This window comes from Alicyclobacillus pomorum DSM 14955, from assembly GCF_000472905.1.
Lineage (GTDB): Bacteria > Bacillota > Bacilli > Alicyclobacillales > Alicyclobacillaceae > Alicyclobacillus_A > Alicyclobacillus_A pomorum.
In genome coordinates this window covers 25,060-49,247 of record NZ_AXAR01000011.1, presented here as the reverse complement: position 1 = coordinate 49,247, position 24,188 = coordinate 25,060, and the positions used below count along the sequence as shown (strand labels likewise).

18 protein-coding genes, 3 pseudogenes and 1 riboswitch are annotated in these 24,188 nt (G+C 53.3%); of the genes and pseudogenes, 20 read left to right on the top strand and 1 reads right to left on the bottom strand.

The annotated features are described in order from the left end of the window. Nucleotides 1–29: 29 nt before the first annotated feature. From YWK_RS0111935 to YWK_RS0111925, 4 genes and pseudogenes are all read left to right on the top strand, one after another. Nucleotides 30–1,190 (top strand): glycosyltransferase, encoded by a 1,161-nt coding sequence (locus YWK_RS0111935; RefSeq protein ID WP_026964980.1) that lies wholly within the window; start codon nt 30–32, stop codon nt 1,188–1,190. Nucleotides 1,191–1,449: 259 nt separating this feature from the next. Then, nucleotides 1,450–1,925 (top strand): annotated as a pseudogene (locus YWK_RS21505) ((2Fe-2S)-binding protein). 581 nt (nt 1,926–2,506) lie between these two features. After that, nucleotides 2,507–2,668, top strand: a complete 162-nt coding sequence (locus tag YWK_RS21915; RefSeq protein ID WP_156909136.1) for a hypothetical protein — start codon at nt 2,507–2,509, stop codon at nt 2,666–2,668. 1,251 nt (nt 2,669–3,919) lie between these two features. Then, on the top strand, nt 3,920–4,249 hold the full coding sequence (locus YWK_RS0111925; protein WP_035466839.1) for a hypothetical protein: 330 nt from the start codon (nt 3,920–3,922) through the stop codon (nt 4,247–4,249). Nucleotides 4,250–4,458: 209 nt separating this feature from the next. On the opposite strand, the pseudogene YWK_RS19700 reads toward YWK_RS0111925, so the two are convergent. After that, a pseudogene (locus YWK_RS19700) lies at nt 4,459–4,735 on the bottom strand (transposase); the annotation flags it as partial. A gap of 1,136 nt (nt 4,736–5,871) precedes the next feature. Here YWK_RS19700 and YWK_RS21075 point away from each other — a divergent pair. From YWK_RS21075 to YWK_RS0111835, 16 genes and pseudogenes are all read left to right on the top strand, one after another. Further along, nucleotides 5,872–6,399, top strand: coding sequence for a DUF4912 domain-containing protein (locus YWK_RS21075; protein ID WP_051375532.1), 528 nt, complete (start codon nt 5,872–5,874; stop codon nt 6,397–6,399). Next, nucleotides 6,381–9,182 carry a 1,4-alpha-glucan branching protein domain-containing protein gene (locus YWK_RS0111905; protein WP_026964978.1) on the top strand — a complete coding sequence of 934 codons (2,802 nt, stop codon included), beginning with the start codon at nt 6,381–6,383 and terminating at the stop codon, nt 9,180–9,182. Before YWK_RS21075 ends, YWK_RS0111905 begins: the two co-directional genes overlap by 19 nt. A 208-nt stretch (nt 9,183–9,390) precedes the next feature. Next, a pseudogene (locus YWK_RS0111900) lies at nt 9,391–10,095 on the top strand (nucleotidyltransferase family protein); the annotation flags it as partial. Nucleotides 10,096–10,161: 66 nt separating this feature from the next. Next, on the top strand, nt 10,162–11,184 hold the full coding sequence (locus tag YWK_RS0111895; protein WP_026964976.1) for a glycoside hydrolase family 15 protein: 1,023 nt from the start codon (nt 10,162–10,164) through the stop codon (nt 11,182–11,184). A gap of 249 nt (nt 11,185–11,433) precedes the next feature. Continuing rightward, nucleotides 11,434–11,623: riboswitch (cobalamin riboswitch) on the top strand. Between the two features lie 175 nt (nt 11,624–11,798). Then, nucleotides 11,799–12,713, top strand: a complete 915-nt coding sequence (locus YWK_RS0111890) for a sirohydrochlorin chelatase (protein ID WP_026964975.1) — start codon at nt 11,799–11,801, stop codon at nt 12,711–12,713. A 14-nt stretch (nt 12,714–12,727) separates the two neighbouring features. Further along, the gene (cobA, locus tag YWK_RS0111885) at nt 12,728–13,486 is read left to right on the top strand and encodes a uroporphyrinogen-III C-methyltransferase (RefSeq protein ID WP_026964974.1); all 759 of its coding nucleotides are present in this window, start codon (nt 12,728–12,730) and stop codon (nt 13,484–13,486) included. A gap of 117 nt (nt 13,487–13,603) precedes the next feature. Beyond that, nucleotides 13,604–15,277, top strand: a complete 1,674-nt coding sequence (cobJ, locus tag YWK_RS0111880; protein WP_026964973.1) for a precorrin-3B C(17)-methyltransferase — start codon at nt 13,604–13,606, stop codon at nt 15,275–15,277. Nucleotides 15,278–15,291: 14 nt separating this feature from the next. Beyond that, nucleotides 15,292–16,062, top strand: coding sequence for a precorrin-6A reductase (gene cobK, locus YWK_RS0111875; protein ID WP_026964972.1), 771 nt, complete (start codon nt 15,292–15,294; stop codon nt 16,060–16,062). A gap of 35 nt (nt 16,063–16,097) precedes the next feature. Beyond that, nucleotides 16,098–16,754 (top strand): precorrin-8X methylmutase, encoded by a 657-nt coding sequence (locus YWK_RS0111870; RefSeq protein ID WP_026964971.1) that lies wholly within the window; start codon nt 16,098–16,100, stop codon nt 16,752–16,754. Nucleotides 16,755–16,769: 15 nt separating this feature from the next. Continuing rightward, nucleotides 16,770–17,864 (top strand): cobalt-precorrin-5B (C(1))-methyltransferase, encoded by a 1,095-nt coding sequence (locus tag YWK_RS0111865; protein ID WP_035466897.1) that lies wholly within the window; start codon nt 16,770–16,772, stop codon nt 17,862–17,864. Further along, nucleotides 17,854–19,107: a bifunctional cobalt-precorrin-7 (C(5))-methyltransferase/cobalt-precorrin-6B (C(15))-methyltransferase gene (locus YWK_RS0111860; RefSeq protein WP_026964969.1), complete on the top strand. Its 1,254-nt coding sequence runs from the start codon at nt 17,854–17,856 to the stop codon at nt 19,105–19,107. Before YWK_RS0111865 ends, YWK_RS0111860 begins: the two co-directional genes overlap by 11 nt. Next, a complete protein-coding gene (gene cobI, locus YWK_RS0111855; RefSeq protein WP_026964968.1) occupies nt 19,097–19,810 on the top strand; it encodes a precorrin-2 C(20)-methyltransferase in 714 nt (237 codons plus the stop codon). The genes YWK_RS0111860 and cobI overlap by 11 nt, the downstream gene beginning before the upstream one ends. After that, nucleotides 19,807–20,601 (top strand): precorrin-4 C(11)-methyltransferase, encoded by a 795-nt coding sequence (cobM, locus tag YWK_RS0111850; protein WP_026964967.1) that lies wholly within the window; start codon nt 19,807–19,809, stop codon nt 20,599–20,601. The genes cobI and cobM overlap by 4 nt, the downstream gene beginning before the upstream one ends. Continuing rightward, a complete protein-coding gene (locus tag YWK_RS19690; protein ID WP_084453671.1) occupies nt 20,594–21,757 on the top strand; it encodes a cobalt-precorrin 5A hydrolase in 1,164 nt (387 codons plus the stop codon). The genes cobM and YWK_RS19690 overlap by 8 nt, the downstream gene beginning before the upstream one ends. Continuing rightward, nucleotides 21,757–23,163 carry a cobyrinic acid a,c-diamide synthase CobB gene (locus tag YWK_RS0111840; protein WP_035466834.1) on the top strand — a complete coding sequence of 469 codons (1,407 nt, stop codon included), beginning with the start codon at nt 21,757–21,759 and terminating at the stop codon, nt 23,161–23,163. The genes YWK_RS19690 and YWK_RS0111840 overlap by 1 nt, the downstream gene beginning before the upstream one ends. After that, complete coding sequence (locus YWK_RS0111835) at nt 23,163–24,158, top strand: HoxN/HupN/NixA family nickel/cobalt transporter (protein ID WP_026964965.1); 996 nt, start codon at nt 23,163–23,165, stop codon at nt 24,156–24,158. The genes YWK_RS0111840 and YWK_RS0111835 overlap by 1 nt, the downstream gene beginning before the upstream one ends. Nucleotides 24,159–24,188: the final 30 nt, after the last annotated feature.

The window sequence follows — 24,188 nt, the reverse complement described above, 5'->3', positions numbered from 1 at the left end:
GACACTTTTTGATAAAGGATGGCACGCGAATGAAGCGATGGATTACGTTTGGCATGTCCCAGTACCGCACACCAGGATTTTCAGACACTTCGCGCCAAATGACCCAAGCTTTCGTTGGGCCGAAGGCATATGTTGAGCCTCCCAAGCCTTTTTCGAGTTGGCGTACTTTGGATGGCACAGTTGTCAACTGGACTGTCCAGCAGGAGGGGCAGACTGATATACTCGTGCCTCCCTTACCCATCCCGTCAAAACTCGACTTGTTCCGAACTGGGTTGAAGTGGCAAGCCAGAAGGTTGGATCAAGTACTCCGAAACAGGTGGGGGAGTGCTTGGCGCGACGAAACCATTGTCTATGTCACCAACTGGACACCTCAGTTCCAGCCGCTCATACAACGCCTGGGACCGAAACACCTCGTGTTTGATGTCGTGGATGATGTATTGTCGTTCCCGTACGGATTTCAGCGAGACAGAGTCTTATCCAGCTGGCGACAACTCGCTGCACAGGCCTCTGTGGTGACCACCGTGTCGAAACATCTACAACGGAAATCCGTTGAAGAATTACAGGTTGCCGCCGTGCATGTTCTGCCCAACGGCGTCGATGCGGATCGGTTTATGAACCCAACCGGGCGACGACCGATTGAGTTTGATGAGCCCCAGTCCACCGTGCGTGTGGGATTTGCGGGAACGCTGAATCACTGGATTGACTTTCAGTCGATCCAAACCTTAGCGCGTTCTTTTCCCCATGTCAGTTTTTATTTTATGGGGCGCATCGGGCATTTTGGTAGTTCGGCGACAGAGCAAGCTTACGAAGATGCGTTTTCCGAGCCAAACGTCCATTACATGGGAACGGTGGACTATGACGAACTGCCGGATGTCCTACATCAGATGGACATCTTGCTTCTGCCGCGGAAGCTGAACGATGCCAGTGCGGCATCGAATCCACTGAAACTGTACGAGTACTTGGCGGTTGGCAAGCCCATTGTAACCAGCGGCGTACCCATTCCAGATGACATGGTTCCCTATGTTTACGCCGTGAAGGACGGAAGTGGGATTGTACGCGCCTTTGAACAAGCACTGTCTGAATGCGACAGTCCGTCAGAGGCGCTGACAAAAGCGCGCCAAAACATCGCATTACAGAATACGTGGAGACACAGAGTGGACGAGATGGTCCAACTTTGTATGAATCATTAGTACGCACCATTCCCCAAATCTCGCAACAAAAGCCACCCTGTACCTGTTACCGGCCTTTACCGTTAGCGGGTGTATGGACAAGTAACAAGCCATTGTGTCTACGAAGGAGTACTTCGTCGACGCAATGGCTGTTTTTGTGTCCTGTGCCAAACGTCCTATCACCCCGCACACTTCGACACATCGCGCTGACAACGTGCTATACTGCCGCGTTTATAACGTGCACTAATCACCTGAAAGAGGAGGGAACGGCGAAGACAGGATGGTGGTCATTCGCACAGCAGATACGTTGTCGATGTACTACGGGTAAACCTAGGCTTAACCGGAACCAAACCAGGTTGTGAGAACGGAGACTGCGGGGCATGCACCGGTTACTGTAAACGATTGGCCATACAAATCATGTATCATGTTAGCGGTCGAAGCGGTCGGTCAATGTGTACCGACCATTGAAGGACTAAGAGATACGCCAATTCAACGTGCGTTTGCACAATGCTATTCATTTCAGTGTGGGTATTGCACTCCGGGATTCATCATGAACGCGCATGCAATGCTTCAACAGCAAAATGAGATTGACGACCACATGATCAGGAATGGCTGGAGTCGCACATCTGCCGTTGTACGAGTTACGAGGAAATCGGGAACGCCATTAAAGCAGCAGCCGCAATAAACCGTTTGAACAACGCAGGAACTTCCAGACAGTACATCCTTCCGCCACCACACGGTGACAGTCAGTGCTAAAAGCGCCGATGGCGGCGGATATGCAGGCGGACATGGTGCTGCTTACTAAGCAATCGGGTTAATCGGACCGTAAATTAAGTCCTTATGAACTTCGTCTGTTTTTCAATGTGCTGGTGCAACCTATTCGTTTTATAACCGGAGGTGGCAAAGATGAATGATTTCAAGAAAGAACTCAACAAATTCAACGTTGACAACTTCAAGGCGAGCAAAGCGACTTCGGATGATACTGTGCAGGCTCAGTTTTTCGGAGGTAGATGCTTTCGCTGTTTCCGATGTTTCGAATGCTTCCGCTGTTTCAGGTATCACTATTTCGAGGGTGTAACCACAGTCAATCGGCGAACCCCACATAGGCATGCGTATAGTGGAAGAACTGGCAACGAGCAATCAGCAATAAAAGTGCGGGGCTATTCCAACGGAGGTTGACTAACCCTTTGGAACTGCCCCTCAGCGGTTTGATCCCTGATGGGATCGATGTTAATGGGAAATTCGAGGATCTGCTCACCAATAGGAGGCGACCACATATCATGTAGAGTCGGTCAAAATTAGATGTGGAGGTGCACTGGTGAAGGATGCTTCCAAAAATGAAACGGGTGTTTATTGACCTCGGATCGAATGAATACGGAGAGTGTGAGGTCAACGAGCGACAGTTGAACCTCGATCTGAATGGACTAGAGGTATTCGGAAGTAAGGACGAATCATCCAAATACGTGATTGTATCCGTGATGCCGTTTCCATATCTATAGAAAAGGTGTGACTTCAAACCGCCACAGAACTATAAAGGACAAAATATGGAGTGGTTTTTTTCAAAGAAGAACCTTGGTTCAACGAACCGAGGTTCTTTAACGTCCTGCGCGCCCAGAAGCTCACGTTATCTAGTAAGTAAAATCCTTACTACGGGAAGTGCCAAGACACCTGTATAGCCTGGGATACCTGCGAACGTCAAAATGTGTGCGTGGAAATGCATCGACGAAAGCATTTATCAGAGTACAGGGAGAGCGAGATACCAGGCCGCAACATCATAATTCTGCCGCACAAAAGGGACCCGAGGATGAACGGGGACTTTATCTACAGTCTGATGGGACGTAAAGTACCCCTCATTTGTAAAGGGCTAGAGTGCATTCTGGTGCGTGTTTGCTGGAGACTCTATTCCTGGGTGGATTATTACAAACAAGCGCAGCAACGGAAAAGCTCTTACAGTGGATGAGGCACTTAAGAAATCACTTGAATGGAACAACCAACAAATCCAAACGATTCAGCAAGAGACTCGGATACGATATTTGTAAACGATTTGACGATTCCAAGCTGGCCCAGAAGATTGGCATAGATATGGGGGTGATACTGACGGCAAGCTTTGGATCATTGAAGTAATTAGAGCATAGGTCCATGTACAATAATTACAATAATATTAATGCTTTTCTAAGAGAATTGAGGGAAAAAGGTAAAGCTAGTCTAAAAAGTGGCTAGCCAGGAAGCTGGTGAGCCTGGGATTTCCCACAAGACACTGTATTGTGCTGCAAATGTGATCTTAGTCGGATTTGTACTTAGGTGGTGCCATCTAGGTGGACAACTATGTACGTTGGTTGTCTACCTAGATTCAGTCGGTCCCACAGATTGGCATGTATCATAGTTAGAATCGGAATGGACGACTGTCTTATCTCATTTCTTGATAGGTACAAGCCGTTGTTTTTTAACTGTGGTGGCATATATTAAAATTACCCATCGATGAACCACAAAGCCACCATCGTACATTCACCTTCCAATAAAACGTCCCTCTATACGGGGGACGTTTTATAGTTTGTCTAATAAGGGCGTACAAGCCGTGCATTTCTATGATACAAGCCGTCTCACGACTGAACTTCCCGCCATACCCTATATTAACTTTGGTTTAAGGAGTTGATGGCGATAACCCCTGCATATTGAGCAATCAATGATGGGGCAAAAGGTAGAAACACGAACGAAGCAGATACGACGGAGAATGGAGGTGGGATATTTCTATGCCAAGGAAGTCCGTAAAAAAGTCGTCTGCATTAAATGCGCTGAAGCGAAATCTTGCGGGTAAAGAAGGAACAGCTTTTGAGATTCTCGATGAGGTTAAAAAAGTCAATCCCAATCAGTGGAAAAGCCCATCGCAAGTGGAACAACTTGCTAGAAAGTATATCGACAAGTTGGGCCTTTCGGTGCCCGAACAACGTATCCAGAAATTTATGGATGCGTATAAGGATGCAATAAGGAACGGATCGAATGCTGATGAATTGATTCAAAAATACGGTAAGAATGTAGATAAAGAAACCGTAAAGACACTGAAAAAATATGCTCCGAAATAAACAGAACACCGGTATATCGGAGGGGTAACTGTACCCCTCCGACATGTTCGCGAAGGTACATTCGGTAGTCATTTTCCCCAAGGAAAAGTGTCTCCGAGATTGGATTAATCTTTGGCAATATAACAGGTTCATATTCTTTTGGAATGCCATCGTACGTTCGTTATGATCACGTCCATATTTGTGTGTACTTTCCCTCCTCGGTAGTGCGCTCAAGCGAGTTGCTTAACGACGGAAGCCTTGGACGCACGCCACACCCAGTAATCCTGCATGTCTAGGTAGCAGTGTCCCGTCGCCCACTTGTCATCCATCTCCATCAGTAAAGCTCCCAACAGACGCAACACCAACGCACGAGTTTGCGAAGATGCGAATGACGCGCTCCCGGCGTCGAATCTCCTCGTTGAGTCGCTCGACACTATTGGTTGTCCGGAGCCGTCTGCGATAGCGTTCCGGTAACTCAAGCACAGCGGTCGCATCGTCAAACCACATATTCCAAGCAGAGACAAAAAATACACTCACATCAGTAAGCGTGTTGTGGGGGTAAGGTATAGAGTGAAGAATTGCTGGGCCGACCTGCGTTAGTGACTTTTGGGGCAAAACGCAGTCAGTGGTTGATTGGGTATGAATTGAAAAGAGACGCCCACCTCACATCAGCGAGCGTCACACATGGGTATGCACAATGAAGTTGAATACTAGGTCGGATGCCACTGGCCCCTCCTTCGTCAGTGACGCTGGCGACCCCTTATGTCGCCCTGCCTACGAGCCTAGTATACAAGGGAGATTTGAAAAAGCTGTATAGAAGGTGTGTAGGGTTTGTGGTTATGGTGTGAACAGTGGTAGTGGCCTATTTACCGGGGGTGGAATTGAAAAAAGAGACGCTCAGATCAGTGAGCGTCACGCAGGAGTGCTGCGTGTAATGGAGCTTGTTGGGTTGCAGGTTACTGGCCCCGGCCGCGCCAGTAACGGTGGTAACCAATTGTGTTGCCTTACCCGCAAACACAGTGTACAAGCAAGATGTGGAAAAGTTGCATAGAAAATGTGGAGAAATTGTTGTGATGGCGCGAATTCTCAGCGCACAACATTACGAAGTCGGATCTCCGCACACGCCTTTGTATCTGCGGTTGCTGCAAAACGGCGTGCATCCACGCGTTTCTCCGCTCAGTGGAAAGTTTCAGATGGGGCAGTACAGCGTTTCTTTCAGCGTTTCTTTCAGCGTTTCTTTCAGCGTTTCTTCATTCTCCATGTTTGCTTTCTCCGGTTCGGCCACTCGGCGTACTCCTCGTCACCAGATTACGGTCCTCAGATTAAAGATTTATCCGAAACACAATCGACACCTCACGTGCTCGCTGATTGCACACAAGATGCCCTTACCTTCTCTTCTACTATGCCCCAACGGAGTCAATCAGCGACGGTCCACTGTGAGGCTTTCAGGAGCGATTTGGAAAATTCCACGAGAGTGGTTCGTCGCGATGTTGCAATACACCAACATAGAAATTTCCAAGTGAATATAGGGAAAGTTCGTGCATGTTGAGGCAAAAAGCTGAATATCTATGTTATGACTCGACTCCTACAGGAGCAACTCATAGACAACGAATGTTGCTTCGACATGGCACGAGGTGGAACCTATGAACACGGCAACGCGATTTGATGAGCAATGGGTTCGTTCTACAGGGAAAAGTCGTATTGTGGGCATGGCAAAGGATCCGCGTACGTTGTTTGCCTATTGGGAAGTGGACCCTCTCCGCAAGGCGATGATTAGTCGGCACTTCTGCTCTCGTTGGGAAGAACTTCCGCTTTATCTATGTGTTTACGACGTAACACATTGTTGGTTTGATGGATACAACGCTCCCATGACAGCGCGATGCCGTGTGCACCCAGAGGCGGACAATTGGTACTTTCATGACTTGCAGCCCCATCGAAACTACGTTGTTGTTCTGGCGACCACAACAATCCATGACCGTTTGTTTTCCGTACTGCGTTCGAATGTCGTAACACTTCCGCCCGCGAAAACGGACGCATTCCAGCCACATATCAAATTTGTCCCGATGGAATTACCACTGCAAACCTCACAACGACACCCTTATGAATCCGAATTTGACGGGTACCACATGGTCGAGCGAGAGGAGGACAACGTATGCCCGATGGATATTTAAATTTAGTCTTGCATGCGCATCTGCCTTTCGTTCGTCATCCCGAACGAGATGACCTCTTGGAAGAACGCTGGTTGTTTGAAGCCATTTCGGAGACGTACATCCCTCTCTTGCAAGTCTTTCATCGACTGCTTCATGACGGGGTCGATTTTCGGGTGACGATTTCCTTGTCTCCTCCGCTCATATCCATGCTGACGGATTCCCTGGTGCAGTCGAGATTCCAGAACCATATGTGCAAACTCATCTCCCTGGCTGAATCCGAAGTCGTGCGCACGAAAACACATCCACACTTAAACGCCCTTGCGCACGCATACCTGACAAGATTTCGAGACATACTGGATTTCTTTGAAGCCTGCCAAGGTAACCTTGTACCTGCATTTGCTCAGCTCCAAAGGGCCGGGAAAGTGGAACTCATCACAAGCACAGCCACACATGCATTTCTTCCGTTTATTGAAACCGATGAAGCGTTGCGAGCGCAGATTGCAACCGCAGTCGAAGTGTTTCGCGAACACTTTGGGACAAGCCCGGCGGGGATGTGGTTACCAGAATGCGCGTACACTCCCCGCGTCGACCGTTGGCTCAAGGAGTTTGGCATTCGTTATTTTTTCACAGACACACACGGGCTGGCCTCCGCAAATCCTCGCCCCGTCTTTGGCACGTTTGCACCCGTTCTGACTCCTGAAGGCATCGCTGTGTTTGCGCGCGATGCAGCGTCGTCCCAGCAAGTCTGGAGCAGCGAATCCGGGTATCCCGGGGACTTTGACTACCGGGAATATTACCGTGACATCGGCCATGATTTGGATGAGAACTACATAGGTCCGTACATTCATCCAAACGGCATACGGGTAAATACGGGAATCAAATACTACAGAATCACGGGAAAAACCGAAGACAAAGCTTTGTACGATTTCAACCGGGCGCGTGACAAGGCGGCCGTACATGCAGGACATTTTATGTTTCATCGGCAACGCCAAGTGGAATCCATCAAGGGGATGATGGGCCGCGTTCCCATCATCACAGCGCCTTATGACGCGGAGTTGTTCGGTCACTGGTGGTACGAAGGACCCGTATTCATCGACATGCTCCTCCGGAAATTGCACTATGACCAAACAACCCTCAAGACGATTACGCCCTCAGAATACTTGGCGTTATACCAAGACTTTCAGTCTTGCGCACTATCTATGTCGACGTGGGGGAGAGACGGATATGGCGACGTATGGCTGAACGGGGCGAACGATTGGATTTACCCTGCGCTGCATGACTGCGAGCAACAAATGATTCAACTGGCAGATACGTATCCGGCCCCGTCCGCACTGGTTCGCCGAGCGTTAAATCAAGCTGCGCGCGAGCTGATGTTAGCTCAAAGCAGCGACTGGGCGTTCATCATGGACACCAAAACGATGGTGGATTACGCCGTGAAACGGACCAAACATCACGTGAATCGCTTTCGGACGCTAGCGCACATGGTGCGTGAGCATTGCGTCGACGAAGCGTACCTGACCGACCTGGAACTCATCGACAATCTCTTCCCACACGTACATTACGACCATTATCAGTCCTTGCAGAGTTGCCGCGATGACATCTCCAACCAGGGTTCTCCGAAGTTGCGTGTTCTTCTGCTGTCGTGGGAATTCCCCCCAATGACCGTGGGGGGACTGGCACGACACGTATATGACTTGTCCAGACACTTGGTACATCAGGGCTGCGAAGTTCACGTGGTGACGACAGCCATCGGGAATTATCCACTCCATGAAAGGGTGGAAGGGGTCCATGTCCATCGAGTGCAAGTCCAGCAGCCCGATGGAGGAGAATTTATTCACTTCGTGTTGCAATTGAACCTCATGATGCTAGACCAATGCCGGAGCTTGATAGATCACGAAGGGCTGTCGTTTGACATCATCCATGCGCACGATTGGCTCGTCTGCGACGTGGCAAAAGTATTGAAAGATCTGTACCGCATCCCATTAATCGCCACGATACACGCCACTGAGCACGGGCGCAATCACGGGATTTACACGGATGTGCAGCGTCATATTCACCAACGCGAATGGGAGCTGACGTACGAAGCAGAGCGCGTGATTGTATGCAGTACGTACATGAAGCACGAGGTGGAGAAGGTCTTTACACTTCCTCCAGATAAGATTGATAGTCTCCCAAACGGTGTCGACAAGCACCTGTTACAGGTTACCGAAACAGGTGAAGTGCTGAGCAAAGCGCCGTACGCGAAAGAATCAGAACCGATGGTACTCTTCCTGGGCCGACTTGTGCGTGAAAAAGGGGTGCACCTATTACTCTCAGCAGCACCTGCGATTTTAGACGAGTTTCCCGACGTGAAATTTGTCATCGTGGGCAAGGGGCCCATGCTGGACCATCTCACACTCCAGGCACAGCAGCTCGGCATTTCCGACCGGGTTGAGTTTGCCGGATTCTTGGATGATGCGACACGCAATCGATTGTTGCGCGTGGCTGATATGGCAGTCTTCCCAAGCTTGTACGAACCTTTTGGCATTGTTGCCTTGGAAGCGATGGCAGCAAACACGCCGGTGGTTGCCGCCGACGTCGGAGGACTCTCAGACATCGTTCGCCACGAGCATAACGGACTGACAACACTTCCAAATGACGCGCAATCTCTTTCCACGCAAATTCGAAGATTGCTACGAGACCGAGAATTCGGTAGAAAACTGGCTCAGGTTGCGGAACAGGACTTGTCTCGCTTTGACTGGCGCCACATTGCCGGAAAGACCATCGAGAGCTACGAGCGCATACTTTTGCCAGTGCTGAGGTGACAAGTACGGGCAATCAGAGGCCAAGGAGGAACCGAATCTAGTGAGAGAAAGAAGTTTCAATAAAAATCAATGAAACCCGATACGAGTTGTCATACTCGATTTTGAAAGTTTATATACTGCCACATCACTACATTTTTATGTTAATGCACAGACAAAGGGGATTGAGACATGAAAGCCGTGATTATGGCAGGAGGAAAGCCGGCTTCACCCGCTGACGAAACGCTTGCCAAAGCCGATGCTTCAACTCGTGGACCGTCCAACCATGGAGTACATTGTGGAGCTCCTTGCAGAACATGGGTTTACAGACATCACAATGACGGTTTGCTACATGGCTGATGTCATTGAAAACTATTTTAGAAATGGCGAGAAGTGGGGCGTCCACATCGGATATCAGCAGGAGTCGGTTCCCTTGGGTACGGCAGGTGGAGTCAAGCTGCTCGAGGAGAGGCTCAACGAAACGTTCATTGTGATGAGTGGAGATGGACTCACGGATTTTAACTTGTCACAGGCTCTGGAAGACCACCGCCGACACGGCGGGTTGGCCACAATCCTGCTCACGAGGGTTCAATGCCCCCTTGGATATGGTACGGTAGATCTCGATGACTACGGACGAATTGCACAGTTCGTTGAAAAACCACAGACGTGGATAGATGGGAACAGGTACTTGGTAAACACGGGAATTTATATTTTGGAGCCAGAGATATTTGAGAATATCCCGGCGAATCAGCCCTTTGATTTTGGTTCAGATCTGTTCCCTCTGCTTGTAGAAAAAGGTGTTCCCATTTACGGATACGAAGCACAAGGATACTGGTCTGATGTAGGCACGTTGCAGCAGTACTACCAAGCACAACTTGACATGATTCACGGCCGTGTGAAAGTGAAATTACCGGTCGACATCGCCCCTGCACTGTAACAAGCCCAAATTGGTCACGACCTTCCCGACCTCACCTTAGACTGGTGAAGAGGGAGGGTTTTTTCTATGCGAGACCAGGTGCAGCGTGCTTTAGATACCTTACAGCGAGCGAACGGCCTCTATGTAGCAAGCCCTTCAAACAGGTATCACTATGTCTGGATTCGAGATAATTGCTACATTGCTCTGTCTGAACTCCATCGTGACAATGGACGTTTTGAAAAAATATACCACGGCATGTTGGACATTCTTCAGGTATACGAGTGGAAATTGTCTTACCATGCACAACAGCGTCCTATCGACGCATTCGAGTACATTCATCCGCGGTATTCAGCGGATACCTTAGAGGAAATTGCAGAGCCGTGGGGCAATGCCCAGAATGACGCGATTGGGGCTTTCTTGTTTGGAATTGGCCAGGGATTTCGACGTGGAAAACCGATGTTGCGGAACGAAGCGGACAGACGCATTGTATCCCTTCTGATTCAATATCTGCGAACCCTTGAATTTTGGAATGACGAAGACAACGGCATGTGGGAGGAACATCGTGAACGGCACGCGAGTAGCATCGGTGCGTGCACGGCCGGACTTTTGGCCATCCAACCGTATTTCGATGTGGAGTGGAAACTCATCCAATGTGGATTGAGGGCCCTGTACGAACTCGTACCGCGAGAAAGCGCCACCAAAGCGACGGACCTTGCGTTACTGAGTCTCGTATATCCGTACCGATTACTGCCCGAATCGGTAGCGCGTCTAGTCGTGACCCAAGTCGAGGATCAATTGGTTCGTCAAAGGGGCGTCATTCGCTACCACGGAGACAAGTACTATGCAGAGGGTGGGCAGGAAGCGGAGTGGTGCATGGGCTTACCGTGGTTAGGCCTGTGTCACGCTCAGTTCGGCAATCGAGAAAAAGCGCTTGAGTATTTGATTCGAACGACACAAGTCATGCCGTCGAACACGGAAATCCCTGAACTGTACATTCCGGAGCGCAATACTCCCAATGAAAACACCCCGCTTGGATGGGCGCATGCGCTATTTTTGGTTCTGTTCGACGCTATCTGTCTTCCGCACGCACAGCGTACCATGTTCGATTGACCCCAGAGCATCGCGGTGTCGTTCAAGATTGAATGGCGTACAAAACCACAAATGGACCATCCATTCACGAGTTTGAGTTGAATTTTTGATAGGACTTGGACTATCATGAAAGCATGCTTGTTTTGTAAGACTCGTTGTCACAATTTCATATTTCCAGCGATTTGCAAAACATCGACATCTCGTCGTGCGAAACCACGCTCGTGGCATATTGCAAATTGCTCAATGCAGGAAAGGTGTTCCCCTCAGGACGATTGAAAACGGGGCGATGGTACATCGCTTCTGTCCTGAGGTGAACTGAAATGGGAAACCGGTGCAAGTCCGGTGCGGTCCCGCCACTGTAAGGGTGAGCCACCATTCATATCCACTGAGCATCTGCTTGGGAAGGGAATGGACGGCTGTGACCCCGAGCCAGGAGACCAGCCTTTTCTGTGAAACACCACTGGAGTGCTGTCCAAATCCACCGTTGAATTGGACCACTACCTGGAACCTACGGTCGATAGGGAGGTGTTTGTGGGCGACTCATGTCGTGTACAGGCACTCTTTTACCGAAAAGAGTGCCTTTTTTGTTGGACGTTGCCCCCAACCCTTCCTCCTACCAGGATTAGGAGGTACAGATGAAAGAGATCACGCTATTGATTGGCCACGGAAGCCGCGACGCCGACGGAAATCAGGAATTTATCAATTTTGTCAATGAAATTCGCCGTGCCTCGCCGGAACAACATTTTGAAGCCTGTTTCCTGGAATTAGCAACCCCCACGATTCCAGATGGTATCGACGCGTGTGTCCAACAAGGTGCAAACCGAATTGTGGTTGTCCCCGTGATTCTGCTTGCTGCCTCGCATGTCAAACTGGAAATCCCAGCGTGCCTCGACGCAGCTCGACAGAAATACCGGAATGTTGAGATTATCTATGGGCGAAATATTGGACTCCACGAACAAATGATTGACTTGCTCCTTACCCGTTTTCACGAACAGACACAGTCCTTTGCAAAAGACGAAATCCATCAAACGGCGATTGTGCTGATGGGTCGTGGCAGCAGTGATCCAGACGCGAACGGTGACTTGTACAAGATTGCGCGGCAATTATGGGAGCGCACAGGGGTACTGACCGTAGAAGTATGTTTCACCGGGATCACGTTCCCGAAACTCCCAGACGGAATCCACCGTGCGGTGTCACTGGGTGCCAAGCGCGTGGTCGTCGTGCCCTATTTTCTGTTCACGGGCGTCCTCATCAAACGAATGCAAAGTGTTTTACGAGAAATGCACTCTGACTACCCCACCGTACCCATGTACATGGCGGACTATTTCGGAATGCACCGCCGCCTGGTGGACATTGTTCTGGACCGTCGGGAGGAAGCTCGACGTGGACACGCCTTCATGAATTGCGACTTGTGTAAATACCGCAAGTTGGCGGCCCATGAACACGCTCATGACCATTCCCACCATCACGAGCACCATCAGGAACATCCACATGAGCAAGGTCACCATCATTCTTATGTCCATCAACCCGAAGTTGGGTCTCGCGGATAACAGGAGGGGATGTCATGACGGGGCGCGTGTTTCTCATCGGTGCGGGGCCTGGGGACCCCGGTTTGCTTACGTTGAAAGCCAAGGACTGCCTGGAACAATCGGATGTCGTTGTGTACGACCGCCTGGTATCCCCAGAAATTCTGGCGTTTATCCCAAAACACGCGGATCGGGTTTACGTTGGGAAGGAAGCACACAACCACACTCTGCCGCAGGCGGAGATTGAGGACCTGCTGGTGGAGAAAGCACTGTGCGGTCAGACCGTTTCCCGATTGAAGGGAGGAGATCCGTTCGTATACGGTCGCGGAGCCGAAGAAGCGGAAGCACTTGCTGCAAGAGGAATTCCGTTTGAAATCGTCCCAGGCATCAGTTCTGCTATCGCAGCGCCGGCATACGCTGGCATTCCCCTGACACACAGAACGCTTGCTTCCGGGTTTCACGTGGTCACTGGACACGAATGCCTTCACTCCCGAGGAACTCCGTGGGAGGTGCTGGCGCTTTCCAGCCAGACCTTGGTCATCCTCATGGGCATGGGACACCTGCCAGAAATCACGGACAAGTTGATTTCGTATGGCCGGGCGCCCGATACGCCAGTTGCTGTGGTGAGTTGGGGAACCACCGCTCGTCAGGAAGTGGTTGTTGGCACACTCGCAACCATCGCTGCCGCGGTGGCGAAAAACGAAGTAAAACCGCCGGCTGTGATTGTGGTAGGGGACGTCGTCCAACTCCACGAAAAGCTGCACTGGTTTGAACCGGACATGGCGTTGTCACTGTAGAAACAAACATGTTCGGCACACGAAGCGATGGGACGGGTCCACGGTGTGGGCCGTTTAGACCGACGCAGTCCCCGGTGTCCGGTGGGCACCGTTCGGGTCGCGAAGCGAGGGATAAACATGGATGGGAAAATTCTAATCATTGGGTTTGGTCCGGGAAGTTTTGAACATATCACAGTGCGCGCGCGGGAGGCCATTCAGGAGAGCCAGGTCATCATTGGGTACAACACCTACGTCGACCTGATTCGAGACCTCCTGACCCATCAGGACATCGTCCGTACCGGCATGACGGAAGAAGTCAGCCGAGCTCAAAAGGCGGTTGATCTCGCGCTGGAAGGCAAGGTCGTCGCTGTGATTTCGAGCGGCGATGCCGGGGTCTACGGAATGGCGGGCCTCGTCTATGAAGTACTGATTGAACGTGGATGGCACAACGGCGATAATCCATCGGTTGAAGTCGTCCCTGGCATTTCTGCCATCCATTCGTGTGCAGCCTTGTTGGGCGCGCCGGTCATGCATGATGCATGTACCATCAGCTTGTCAGATCACCTGACGCCTTGGTCCGTGATTGAAAAGCGCATCGAAGCTGCGGCTGCAGCCGATTTCGTCATTGCATTGTATAACCCGAAGAGTGGTCGGCGCACACGGCAGATTGTGGAGACGCAGCGCATTCTCCTCAAGTACCGACATCCGAAAACGCCCGTGGGTCTCGTCAAGAGTGCCTATCGGGACAGACAGCAAGTGGTGCGGACAACGCTGGAGGACATGCTCAATCACGATATCGGCATGTTGACCACCGTTCTCATTGGCAACGCTTCGACGTTTTATCACGGCGACTTGATGATCACCCCGCGTGGATATCAGCGAAAGTACACGCTCGATGCTGTAGAGCAGCGATTGCGCCCAGGTGAACGGCTCAGGCCGGAAAATGAACCGTGGTCTTTGAATGCCATCACCGGGGAATCGTGGCGTCCTGCGAATGGGAGAGAGGAGACCACTCCGGTCGAAGCGACTGAGAAACCTCTCGCACGAGAGAAGTCTCCACGAGAGTGGGCGGACGCGGCACTGGCATGCCTGGACGGCACGGGACAAGCCCCACCAAACAATGACGCACACATGGACGCATCGACGCGGATGCCTACGTCTCTGGCGAAAATCTTAGAAGTCGCAGTCAGTCCCGGCGTTGCGAACAAAAAGTTTAGTCCGGCGCAACTCATGCTCCTCGCAGAGCTTGCAGGAGAGGAAGGTGAACTCGAGTACACGACCGCGCATCAGCTGATTCTCCGAACACATACCGAGGACCCGGCGCACGTCGTGGATTGTCTGCGTAACGCAGGTTTCACCGTTCTGCCTGTTGGCAACGTCGTCAAAGTCAAAGCTTGCGATTTCTGCGACGGTGAAAAGTTTGATGGTATCCCCTGTGCCGAGGAGATATCGCGGCGTCTCGCTGGGCTCCCGGTCGAAAAGGAGTTGCGCATTGGTTTCAACGGCTGTGCCATGGCCTGCTACGGCGCTGTGAACGAAGACATCGGACTCGTCTTTAGAAAGGGCAAGTTTGACCTGTTTCTTGGTGGAAAGACGACGGGGCGCAACGCCGCACCTGGTCAACGCGTGGCCGAAGGCATTCCTGCCGAACAAATGCCGGACTTGTTGGAACGGATTGTCAACCAGTATCGCGAACACGCGTTTCCCGGCGAGCGATTCCATAAATTTTTCGCTCGCGTCGGACAGATTGAGGGCTTTGTCCACCAGGAAAAACCGCAGGTAGTTGTGGCGGACACCGTATGCGGCGGATGAAGGAGGCACGACACTTGATTTTCTTTATGGCAGGTACCAGCGATGCGCGTGAATTGGCGCTCGCCATTCATCGGTCGGGATATCCTCTGCTCGCGAGTGTTGTGACAGAGAATGCGGCACACGTGTTGCGAGAAGTCGGGTTGAACGCGCGCTTCGGGCGATTGGACGTCGCGGACATGGTGTCCTTGTTGAGAGACATCCGAGCGACTCTGCTGGTGGATGCCAGTCACCCGTTCGCTGAGGAGGCACACCGCACGGCCATGGCTGCAGCGGAGCAGTGTGGAATTCCCTACATTCGCTACGAGCGTTCCCGTCAGGAATTTGGTGAGCGAGAGCAATTGACGTACGTGGACTCATATGAAGAGGCTGCGGAGCTTGCCGCGCAAAAGAAGGGCAGCATCATGCTGACGACGGGGAGTAAGACGTTGCACATTTTTGCCGAAAAGCTACTGGGAGACCCGGACATCCGTCTCGTTGCCAGAATGCTGCCTCGCGCGGACAACATGGAAAAATGCGTCGAACTTGGGCTCGAACAGAAGAACATCATCGCCATGCAGGGGCCGTTTTCGAGGGCCTTAAACGAAGCGTTATATCGGCACTACGGAACCACGTTGATGATTACCAAGGAAAGCGGCGGTCCGGGTGCTGTGGATGAAAAAGTGGAAGCGGCGCTGGCGATGGGCATTGAAGTGATTGTCATCGGACGGCCTCAGTTGGACTTTGGCACGAGTTTTTCCACGGTGGAGGACGTGCTCGAGGAAATCGCCAAGCGCTACAGACGATAGATGGATCCGTATAAGGGTAGAGGAGGCCTGATCCCGTGAATTTTGGCACTGAATTTCAGCCGCTGACCACGCAACCTCAGGAAATTGAGACAAAGAGTTTCTCCATCATCACAGAAGAGTTGGGGCCCCACCCGTTTACAGACGAGCAGTTTCCCGTTGTTCAGCGAGTGATTCATGCGTCCGCAGATTTTGAACTTGGGCGGAGCCTCGTGTTTCATCCAGAAGCTGTACAAGCCGGCGTTCGCGCCATCCGCCAAGGCCGCTCCATTGTCGCCGACGTCCAGATGGTGCAGGTTGGCATCAGCAAGCCGCGGATTGCCAAGTTTGGCGGCGACGTTCACGTCTACATTTCCGATCCGGATGTAGCCCGCGAAGCGAAAGCGCTGAACACGACGCGCGCCATCATCTCGGTCCGCAAGGCCTGCGAAGCGCATCCGGGTGCAATCTTCGCCATTGGGAATGCACCAACCGCACTGTTGGAACTGATCCGACTGGTGAAAGAGGGCGTGGCCAGGCCCAGCCTCATCGTCGGCGTTCCCGTTGGTTTTGTATCAGCAGCAGAATCCAAGGAAGAGTTGCTCAAATTGGACGTCCCTTTCATTACAAACCGCGGACGCAAGGGCGGGAGCCCGGTCGCTGTGGCCATTGTGAACGCGCTGTCCCTGCTCGCGAATCAAGCGCTGGGTGGGTGATGGCGCGTGGGTGAGATGCTGGAGGTGCCCGAAGGGCCGCTGCGGCATGGGTACACCACCGGAGCTTGTGCGACCGCCTGCACCAAGGGTGCACTGTTGGCACTCATTCACCAACGGCTTGTGACGGAAACCACCATCTGGATTCCTGCGGGCGAATGGGTGACGTTTCAGCTGCAAGACGTGCACTATGGACCAGGAGAGGCACAGGCCGCGACCATCAAGGATGGCGGTGACGATCCAGACGCCACCCACGGCGCCAAGATTATCGCAACCGTGTCGTGGTCGAATGAACCTGGGGTGGAGATTGACGGCGGCATTGGCGTTGGCCGTGTGACGAAACCAGGCCTCCCCATCCCCGTTGGCATGGCCGCTATCAATCCCGTCCCGCGGCAGATGATTCAGTCCACCGTGGAAGCCGTCCTTGCGGAGCACAACATCGAACGCGGCGTGAAAGTGGTGATTTCGGTTCCGGACGGCGAAGACATCGCGAAGAAGACGTTGAATGGTCGACTCGGCATTGTCGGAGGCATTTCCATTTTAGGCACGCGAGGCATTGTGGTTCCGTTTTCCACCGCGGCGTACAAAGCAAGTATTGCGTACGCCATGAATGTTGCGCGAGAGCTAGGGATTCGGACGGTCGTTCTGACGACCGGGGGACGGAGTGAAAAGTACGCCATGAAACTGTTCCCCGAGTTACCCATGGAAGCGTTTGTCGAAATGGGTGACTTCGTCGGGTTTTCTGCGAAGCAAGCAAAACGCGCAGGCATGAACGAAATTCGATTCGTCGGGATGATGGGGAAATTTTCAAAAGTTGCACAAGGCGTCATGATGGTGCATGCCAAGAGCGCACCGGTAGACTTCTCGTTTCTCGCCGATGTGGCTCGTCGGGTGGGGGTGCCGGAAGCAAACCTGAAGCAGATTGTGACAGCCAACACGGCCAGCCAGGTCGGCGATTGGATGGTCGAATGGGGATTCCCAGCGTTTTTTGAGGAGTTGGCTGTGGCGTGCTGTGAACAAGTCCTGACCCATGTGGGTGGAGGTATGCGCATCGCCACGCACTTGACGACGTTAAAGGGCGACTACTTGGGAGGCGCAAAGCTTGAACGATAAACGAATTTTGGTCGTGGGAATCGGAGACGACGGCGCGCGCGGTCTCTCTTCCCACGTGTTGGAACGCGTGTACAATGCGTCCGTTCTCTATGGCGGGGAACGGCAACTCGGGTTTTTTCCCGACTTTGCGGGAGAACGACGCGTCATTCGCAGTCCGCTTCGAGAGACCCTAGCGGAGATTGAAGCGGACGCAGCCCACCGGACCGTCGCCGTATTAGCCAGTGGCGATCCGCTGTTTTTTGGCATCGGACGGACGCTTGTCCGCAAACTGGGCCCTGACTCGGTAGAAATCATTCCGCACCTCAGCTCGGTACAACTGGCTTTTGCCCGGGCCGGTGAGAGCTGGCAAGACGCAAAGGTCATCAGCCTGCACGGCAAACCAATGCTAGGGCTGGCGCAACAATTGCACGGCGCCCCGGTCGCGGCACTGTTGACGGACGATGTCAACACACCATCGGCCATCGCGCGGTATCTCCAACGCTTTGCCATGACCGAATACCATGCCTTTGTGGCGGAGCACCTGGGCAGTCCGGAAGAGCGCTCCGGATGGTACACGTTGGAACAACTTGTAGATGCCGAGTTTGCCCCGTTGAACGTGGTCATCCTCAAGCAACGTCCAGACGCACAGGTACCTGTATTCACGCTGGGCATGGATGACAGTGCGTTTTCACAACGGAGGCCGGACAGAGGTCTCATCACGAAGCGGGAAGTGCGTGTGCTGAGCCTGTCCGACTTGAAACTGAAACCGGGGGGCGTCCTTTGGGACATCGGGGCCTGCACAGGCTCTGTTTCCATCGAAGCCATACTGTCCACGCCGGGACTGCAAGTGTTCGCCGTGGAAAAAAACGAGGGAGATTTGGAAAACCTGCGCGAAAACCAGGTGAAATTCCGCACGGATTTCGTGGCCATCCACGCAAAAGCGCCCGAAGGGTTGGATACCTTCCCAGATCCCGACGCCGTGTTCATTGGTGGCAGTGGCGGAGAGTTGGTGGAGTTGCTGACCGTCTGTGCAGAGCGGTTGCGGAAGGACGGGAGAATTGTGGTCAACGCCGCCACCATTGAAACCCTCTACGAAGCACAGCAAACGCTGCTGCGCCTCGGGTTCACCGTCTCCGTCACGCTGGTCCAGACCGCACGAAGTAAGCCAATCTTGCATTTGACCCGGTTTGAAGGCATGAACCCCGTGTACCTGGTCACAGCGTGGCGCAGCGTCACAGAGGAGGAACCAGCGAATGACCGTTAATCTAGGCACATTATATGGCGTTGGCGTAGGCCCAGGAGATCCGGAACTGGTGACGGTCAAGGCGTACCGTCTGCTGCACACCTCACCGGTCATCGCCTATCCCAAAAAGCGAATGGGTGGGAAGAGCTACGCCATGGAAATTGTCGAGCTGTACGTAAATCCGGCGGAAAAGACCATGCTCGGACTTGTCTTTCCCATGACCAAAGACGAAGAAGTCCTGCAAAGATATTGGACGGAAACCGTGGAGAAGGTGTGGAACTATCTCTCGCAAGGACAGGATGTGGTCTTTGTGACTGAAGGCGATCCCATGCTCTACAGCACCTTTATTCACATGAGTCGCCTGATGCGCCGACACCACCCGGACGTACAGGTGGTTTCTGTTCCAGGCGTATCCTCGGTGAACGCGGCTGCAAGCCGCCTTGGCGTTCCGCTGGCGGATGGGGATGAAGTCGTTGCGATTGTTCCGGCACACAGTGACATGGCTGCGATGCGCGAAGCACTGTTGACACATGACTGCGTGGTGTTTTTGAAAGTCGCCAAAGTGCTGGATGACATGATTGCCCTCCTCGCAGACTTACAGCTCACGGACAAAGCGATGGTGTGTACGAAAGTCACTTCGTCGGGTGAGCGCGTCTGGCACAATGTGCGTGAGCTGCAGGGCGCATCGTTAAACTACTTGACGCTGATGGTGGTGAGGAAATGAGCCTGGAGGCAAAAGTGTACATTGTAGGTGCAGGTCCCGGAGATCCCGAACTGATTACCGTCAAAGGCATGCGGATCTTGCAACAGGCGGATGTCGTGATTTACACAGATAGTCTCGTCCGGGATGAACTGATGGAAATGGTAGGCAAGAGCGCCGTCGTTCACAGGAGCGCGGGCATGGTCCTGGAAGACATGGTAGACATCATGGTGGAGGCCGTGAGGCAGGGGCAGAGTGTAGCCCGCGTACATACAGGAGATCCTTCGGTATTTGGGGCCATCCTCGAGCAAATGGCACTACTTCGTCGCGCAGGCGTCGCCTATGAGATTGTGCCTGGCGTCAGCTCGGTCTTCGCCGCCGCTGCCGTGGTCGGCGCCGAACTGACTGTGCCAGACCTGACGCAAACGGTGATATTAACGCGAATGGGCGGTCGAACGCCGATGCCAGAAGGCGAACAACTGCGGGACCTCGCACGGCACCACAGCACCGTGGCGCTGTATCTGAGTGCGACGTTGGCGAAGAAAGCTGTCGATGAGTTTCTCATGGCTGGCTGGTCCCCGGATACCCCCGTCGCAGTGGTGCAAAAGGCAACTTGGCCGGATCAAAAAGTGGTTCGCACCACACTGGACGGGCTCGTCCGCGCCATGGGGGACGAGCACATCTCGAGCCACGCCATGATTCTCGCGGGTTGGGCGCTTGACCCAACACTCCCGGAACGAGGGGAACACAAGTCCAAGCTCTATGACAAGTCGTTTACGCACCGATACCGAAAGGGTGTGACGGTTCATGACTAAGCCGTATGCGGTCGTGGCCATCACCAAACACGGCACGGCCATTGCGCGACGAATTCAGGAGCAGCTGCCGGTTGTGGATGTTTACTACCCAGAAAAATTTGCCCAAGGGGACGAATCCTCGCGGGGAATCACCCTTTTTGCCGACTCGGTCGTGAATCACGTCCCGGCTCTTTTTTCCGGATACAGCGGGCTCATCGGCATCTTTTCCCTTGGCGCCATGGTTCGCCTCATTGCCCCACTGCTTCGCGACAAGAAGACAGACCCTGCGGTGGTTGTCGTGGACGACCGCGCAGAACACGTCATCAGCGTGCTGTCCGGGCATCTCGGAGGTGCCAACGACTTAACGTATCGAGTGGCACAAGCGCTTGGCGCGCGCCCGGTCATCACCACAGCGTCAGACGTTGGACAAACCATTGCCGTTGATTTGCTCGGGAGGGCCTTTGGCTGGGAGATTGAAAACTTCGAGAAGGTCACAGCAGTCAGTGCCGCGGTCGTGAACGAGGAGCGCATTCACATCATCCAGGAAGCCGGAGAAGTGGACTGGTGGCCATATCAAAAACCCATGCCCAGTCATTTTTCCGTGTTTCACAGTGTGGAAGAATCTTTGAAGCAGTCGTTTGATGCAGCACTCGTCATCACACCTCGTTTGCTCACCGAGGAGGAGTCACGGCGACTCCTGACGAGAGGGGTGTTGTACCGCCCCAAAGTCATCGTCCTCGGTGTGGGCTGCAACCGGGGAACGACGGCCGAAGAGATTGAATCGGTCATCGAAGACACGCTGACATCTGCTGGGTTGTCCATCAAGAGCGTTCGCAACGTCGCCACCATTGACCGCAAAGCGGATGAAGCCGGTCTGCTTGCGGTTTGTGAAAAGTACCATTGGCCGCTGGTGACGTACACCGCGGAAGAACTCAATGCGGTCGACATTCCGAACCCCTCGGAAACCGTCTTTCAGTACGTCGGAGCATACGGTGTCAGCGAGCCCGCAGCGCGCCTCTCGTCAGGTGCAGAGGACTGGGTCGTGGAAAAAGTGCGAAGCGGCAACGTCACCGTGTCGGTCTGCATCGTCCCCCACAGGGCGTCAGGGCGTCAGGTGCCTGCCTTATCGCCCGGAGTGAACAAAACGGTCTTGCACACTGGAAAGGGGACCTCTTGATGAATCGAGCACGCATAGTCATCGCTGGAACAAATAGCGGGGCCGGTAAAACCACCGTCACCCTGGGGCTCATGGCCGCTTTACGAAAGCGGAACCTGAGCGTGCAGGGATTTAAAGTCGGCCCGGATTACATAGACCCTAGTTATCACACGGTGTTGACCGGGCGACCTTCCCGAAATCTCGACACCTGGATGATGGAACCTGGCGTCGTCCGAGAAGTGTTTCACCGCGGGAGTGAGGGTGCGGATGTCTCCGTGATTGAAGGTGTCATGGGGATGTACGACGGAAAGGACCCACTCACCAACACGGGCAGCACCGCGGAGGTGAGTCGGCTGTTGCGGGCGCCAGTCCTTCTCGTCGTCAATGTCGCGAGCATGGCTCGCAGCGCCGCAGCAGTTGTACTGGGATTTCAGCAGCTAGATCCGAAGGTGCAAGTTGTCGGCGTTATCGTCAATCGCGTCGGAAGCCACGGCCATTACGAACTGGTCAAGGCGGCCATCGAACAGGTCTGCCGGGTGCCGGTTGTGGGGTATCTCACAAAGCAGGAGACGCTGCAGATTCCCGAGCGGCACTTGGGGCTCATTCCGGCCCTCGAACGCGGCGAAATGAACAACTTGTTCGACACCCTGGCGGATGCCGTGGAGGCGACCGTGGATGTGGAACGCGTGTTGCAACTCGCCTCCCAGGCGGCACCGTGGGAAGTACCAGAACCGACGTTGTTCGTCGGCGAACAACATCAACCCGTAACGACGATTGCCGTGGCCCGCGACCGAGCCTTCAACTTTTACTACCCGGAAAATCTCGAACTTCTCGAATGGTACGGTGCACGGCTTGCAGAATTCCGTCCGCTCGACGGCGAACCCATCCCTGAGGACGCAGACGGGGTATATATTGGTGGCGGGTTCCCTGAGGAATTCGCGGCAACGCTCAGTCGGTGCACGGCCATGAAAGACAGTCTGCGCCACGCAGTAGCGGATGGGATGCCGGTCTTTGCCGAGTGCGGCGGTTTCATGTACCTGACCGAATCACTTACCGATAAACAGGGTGAAACACATCCGATGGCAGGCATCGTTCCGGCCTCCGTCGCGATGCAATCCCGATTGGCGGCACTTGGTTACCGGGAAGTGACGGCCATCCGGGACACGCTGTTGCTCCGGGAGGGAGAGCACGCCCGTGGCCATGAGTTCCATTACTCAACGGCCTCGTATCACAATCCGGAACATTGGCCGTATGCGTACGAGACGGAAGGGTTGCGCGGGAGAAAGTTGGAAGGGTACGCACAAGCCAACGTGTTGGCCGGGTATACCCACTTGCACTTTGCATCGAATCCACGTATCGCAGAGCGCTTTGTCGTAGCCTGCAAGCAGTACAAAGACCAGCACAAGACAAGGCGGGTGACAACGTAATGGTTCGGGTGGAAAGGCGAAACCTGATGTGGGTCGTTGCATGGGTCATCGTGTTGCAGGTGGCGACGTTGCTCGGCCTTGTCGCAGCGCTTGCTCATTCCAGCGTCCTGTTTTCCCTCGGTCTTGTGGCCTACACGTTTGGCTTGCGCCATGCCATGGACGCGGATCATATTGCGGCCATCGACAACACCACCCGCAAACTGGTGGGGGAAGGCAAGCGGCCGGCGGGAATTGGACTGTTCTTTTCCCTGGGCCACTCGTCTATTGTGTTTGCACTCACGCTGTTGACCGTCTTGTCGGTTCACAAGCTGACCGGAAGCGCTCACGTGAGTGAGTGGCTGAGTGCTGTCGGTACTGTGATATCTGCCAGTTACCTATACTTGATTGGCGGATTCAACCTTCGCCCGTTTGTTCAATCGGTTTATACACTGTTGGGAAGGCGTTTCAAGGGTGGGTCGTCCGTTCCAGTACATTCCCACGGTGGACTGGTCACTCGGTTATTTCATCGCTTGTTTGCTTCCGTGCGGTCGAGTCGTCAGATGTTTTTCGTGGGCCTGCTCTTCGGCCTCGGATTTGAAACAGCATCCGAAGTGGCACTGCTCGCCATGTCCGCGACATCTGCGGCCAGTGGCGTACCTGCCGTCTACGTCTTGGTATTTCCACTGGCCTTTACGGCCGGCATGAGTCTGCTCGATGCGGCAGACGGTGTTCTCATGTTGTACACGTATGAATGGGTGCAGCGGACGGAACACGCCCGCCACATCTACAACGCCATCGTGACCGGCCTGTCCGTCGTGGTGGCATTTTTCGTCGGGACCATTGAATGGATTCAATTGGACGGCCGTTACATATTTGGCAACGCACCGGTGGTAGACTTTGCGAATCGAATTGACTTTGAGATGCTCGGCGTGGGCATCGTTGGCCTGTTTCTCGTGAGTTTTCTGGTGTTGGCCTGGAAACGAAGCACCATCATCCGAGTCGATGACTCGCTGTAGTTGTCCTGGTAAAAAAAGGGGGGAGTCGCC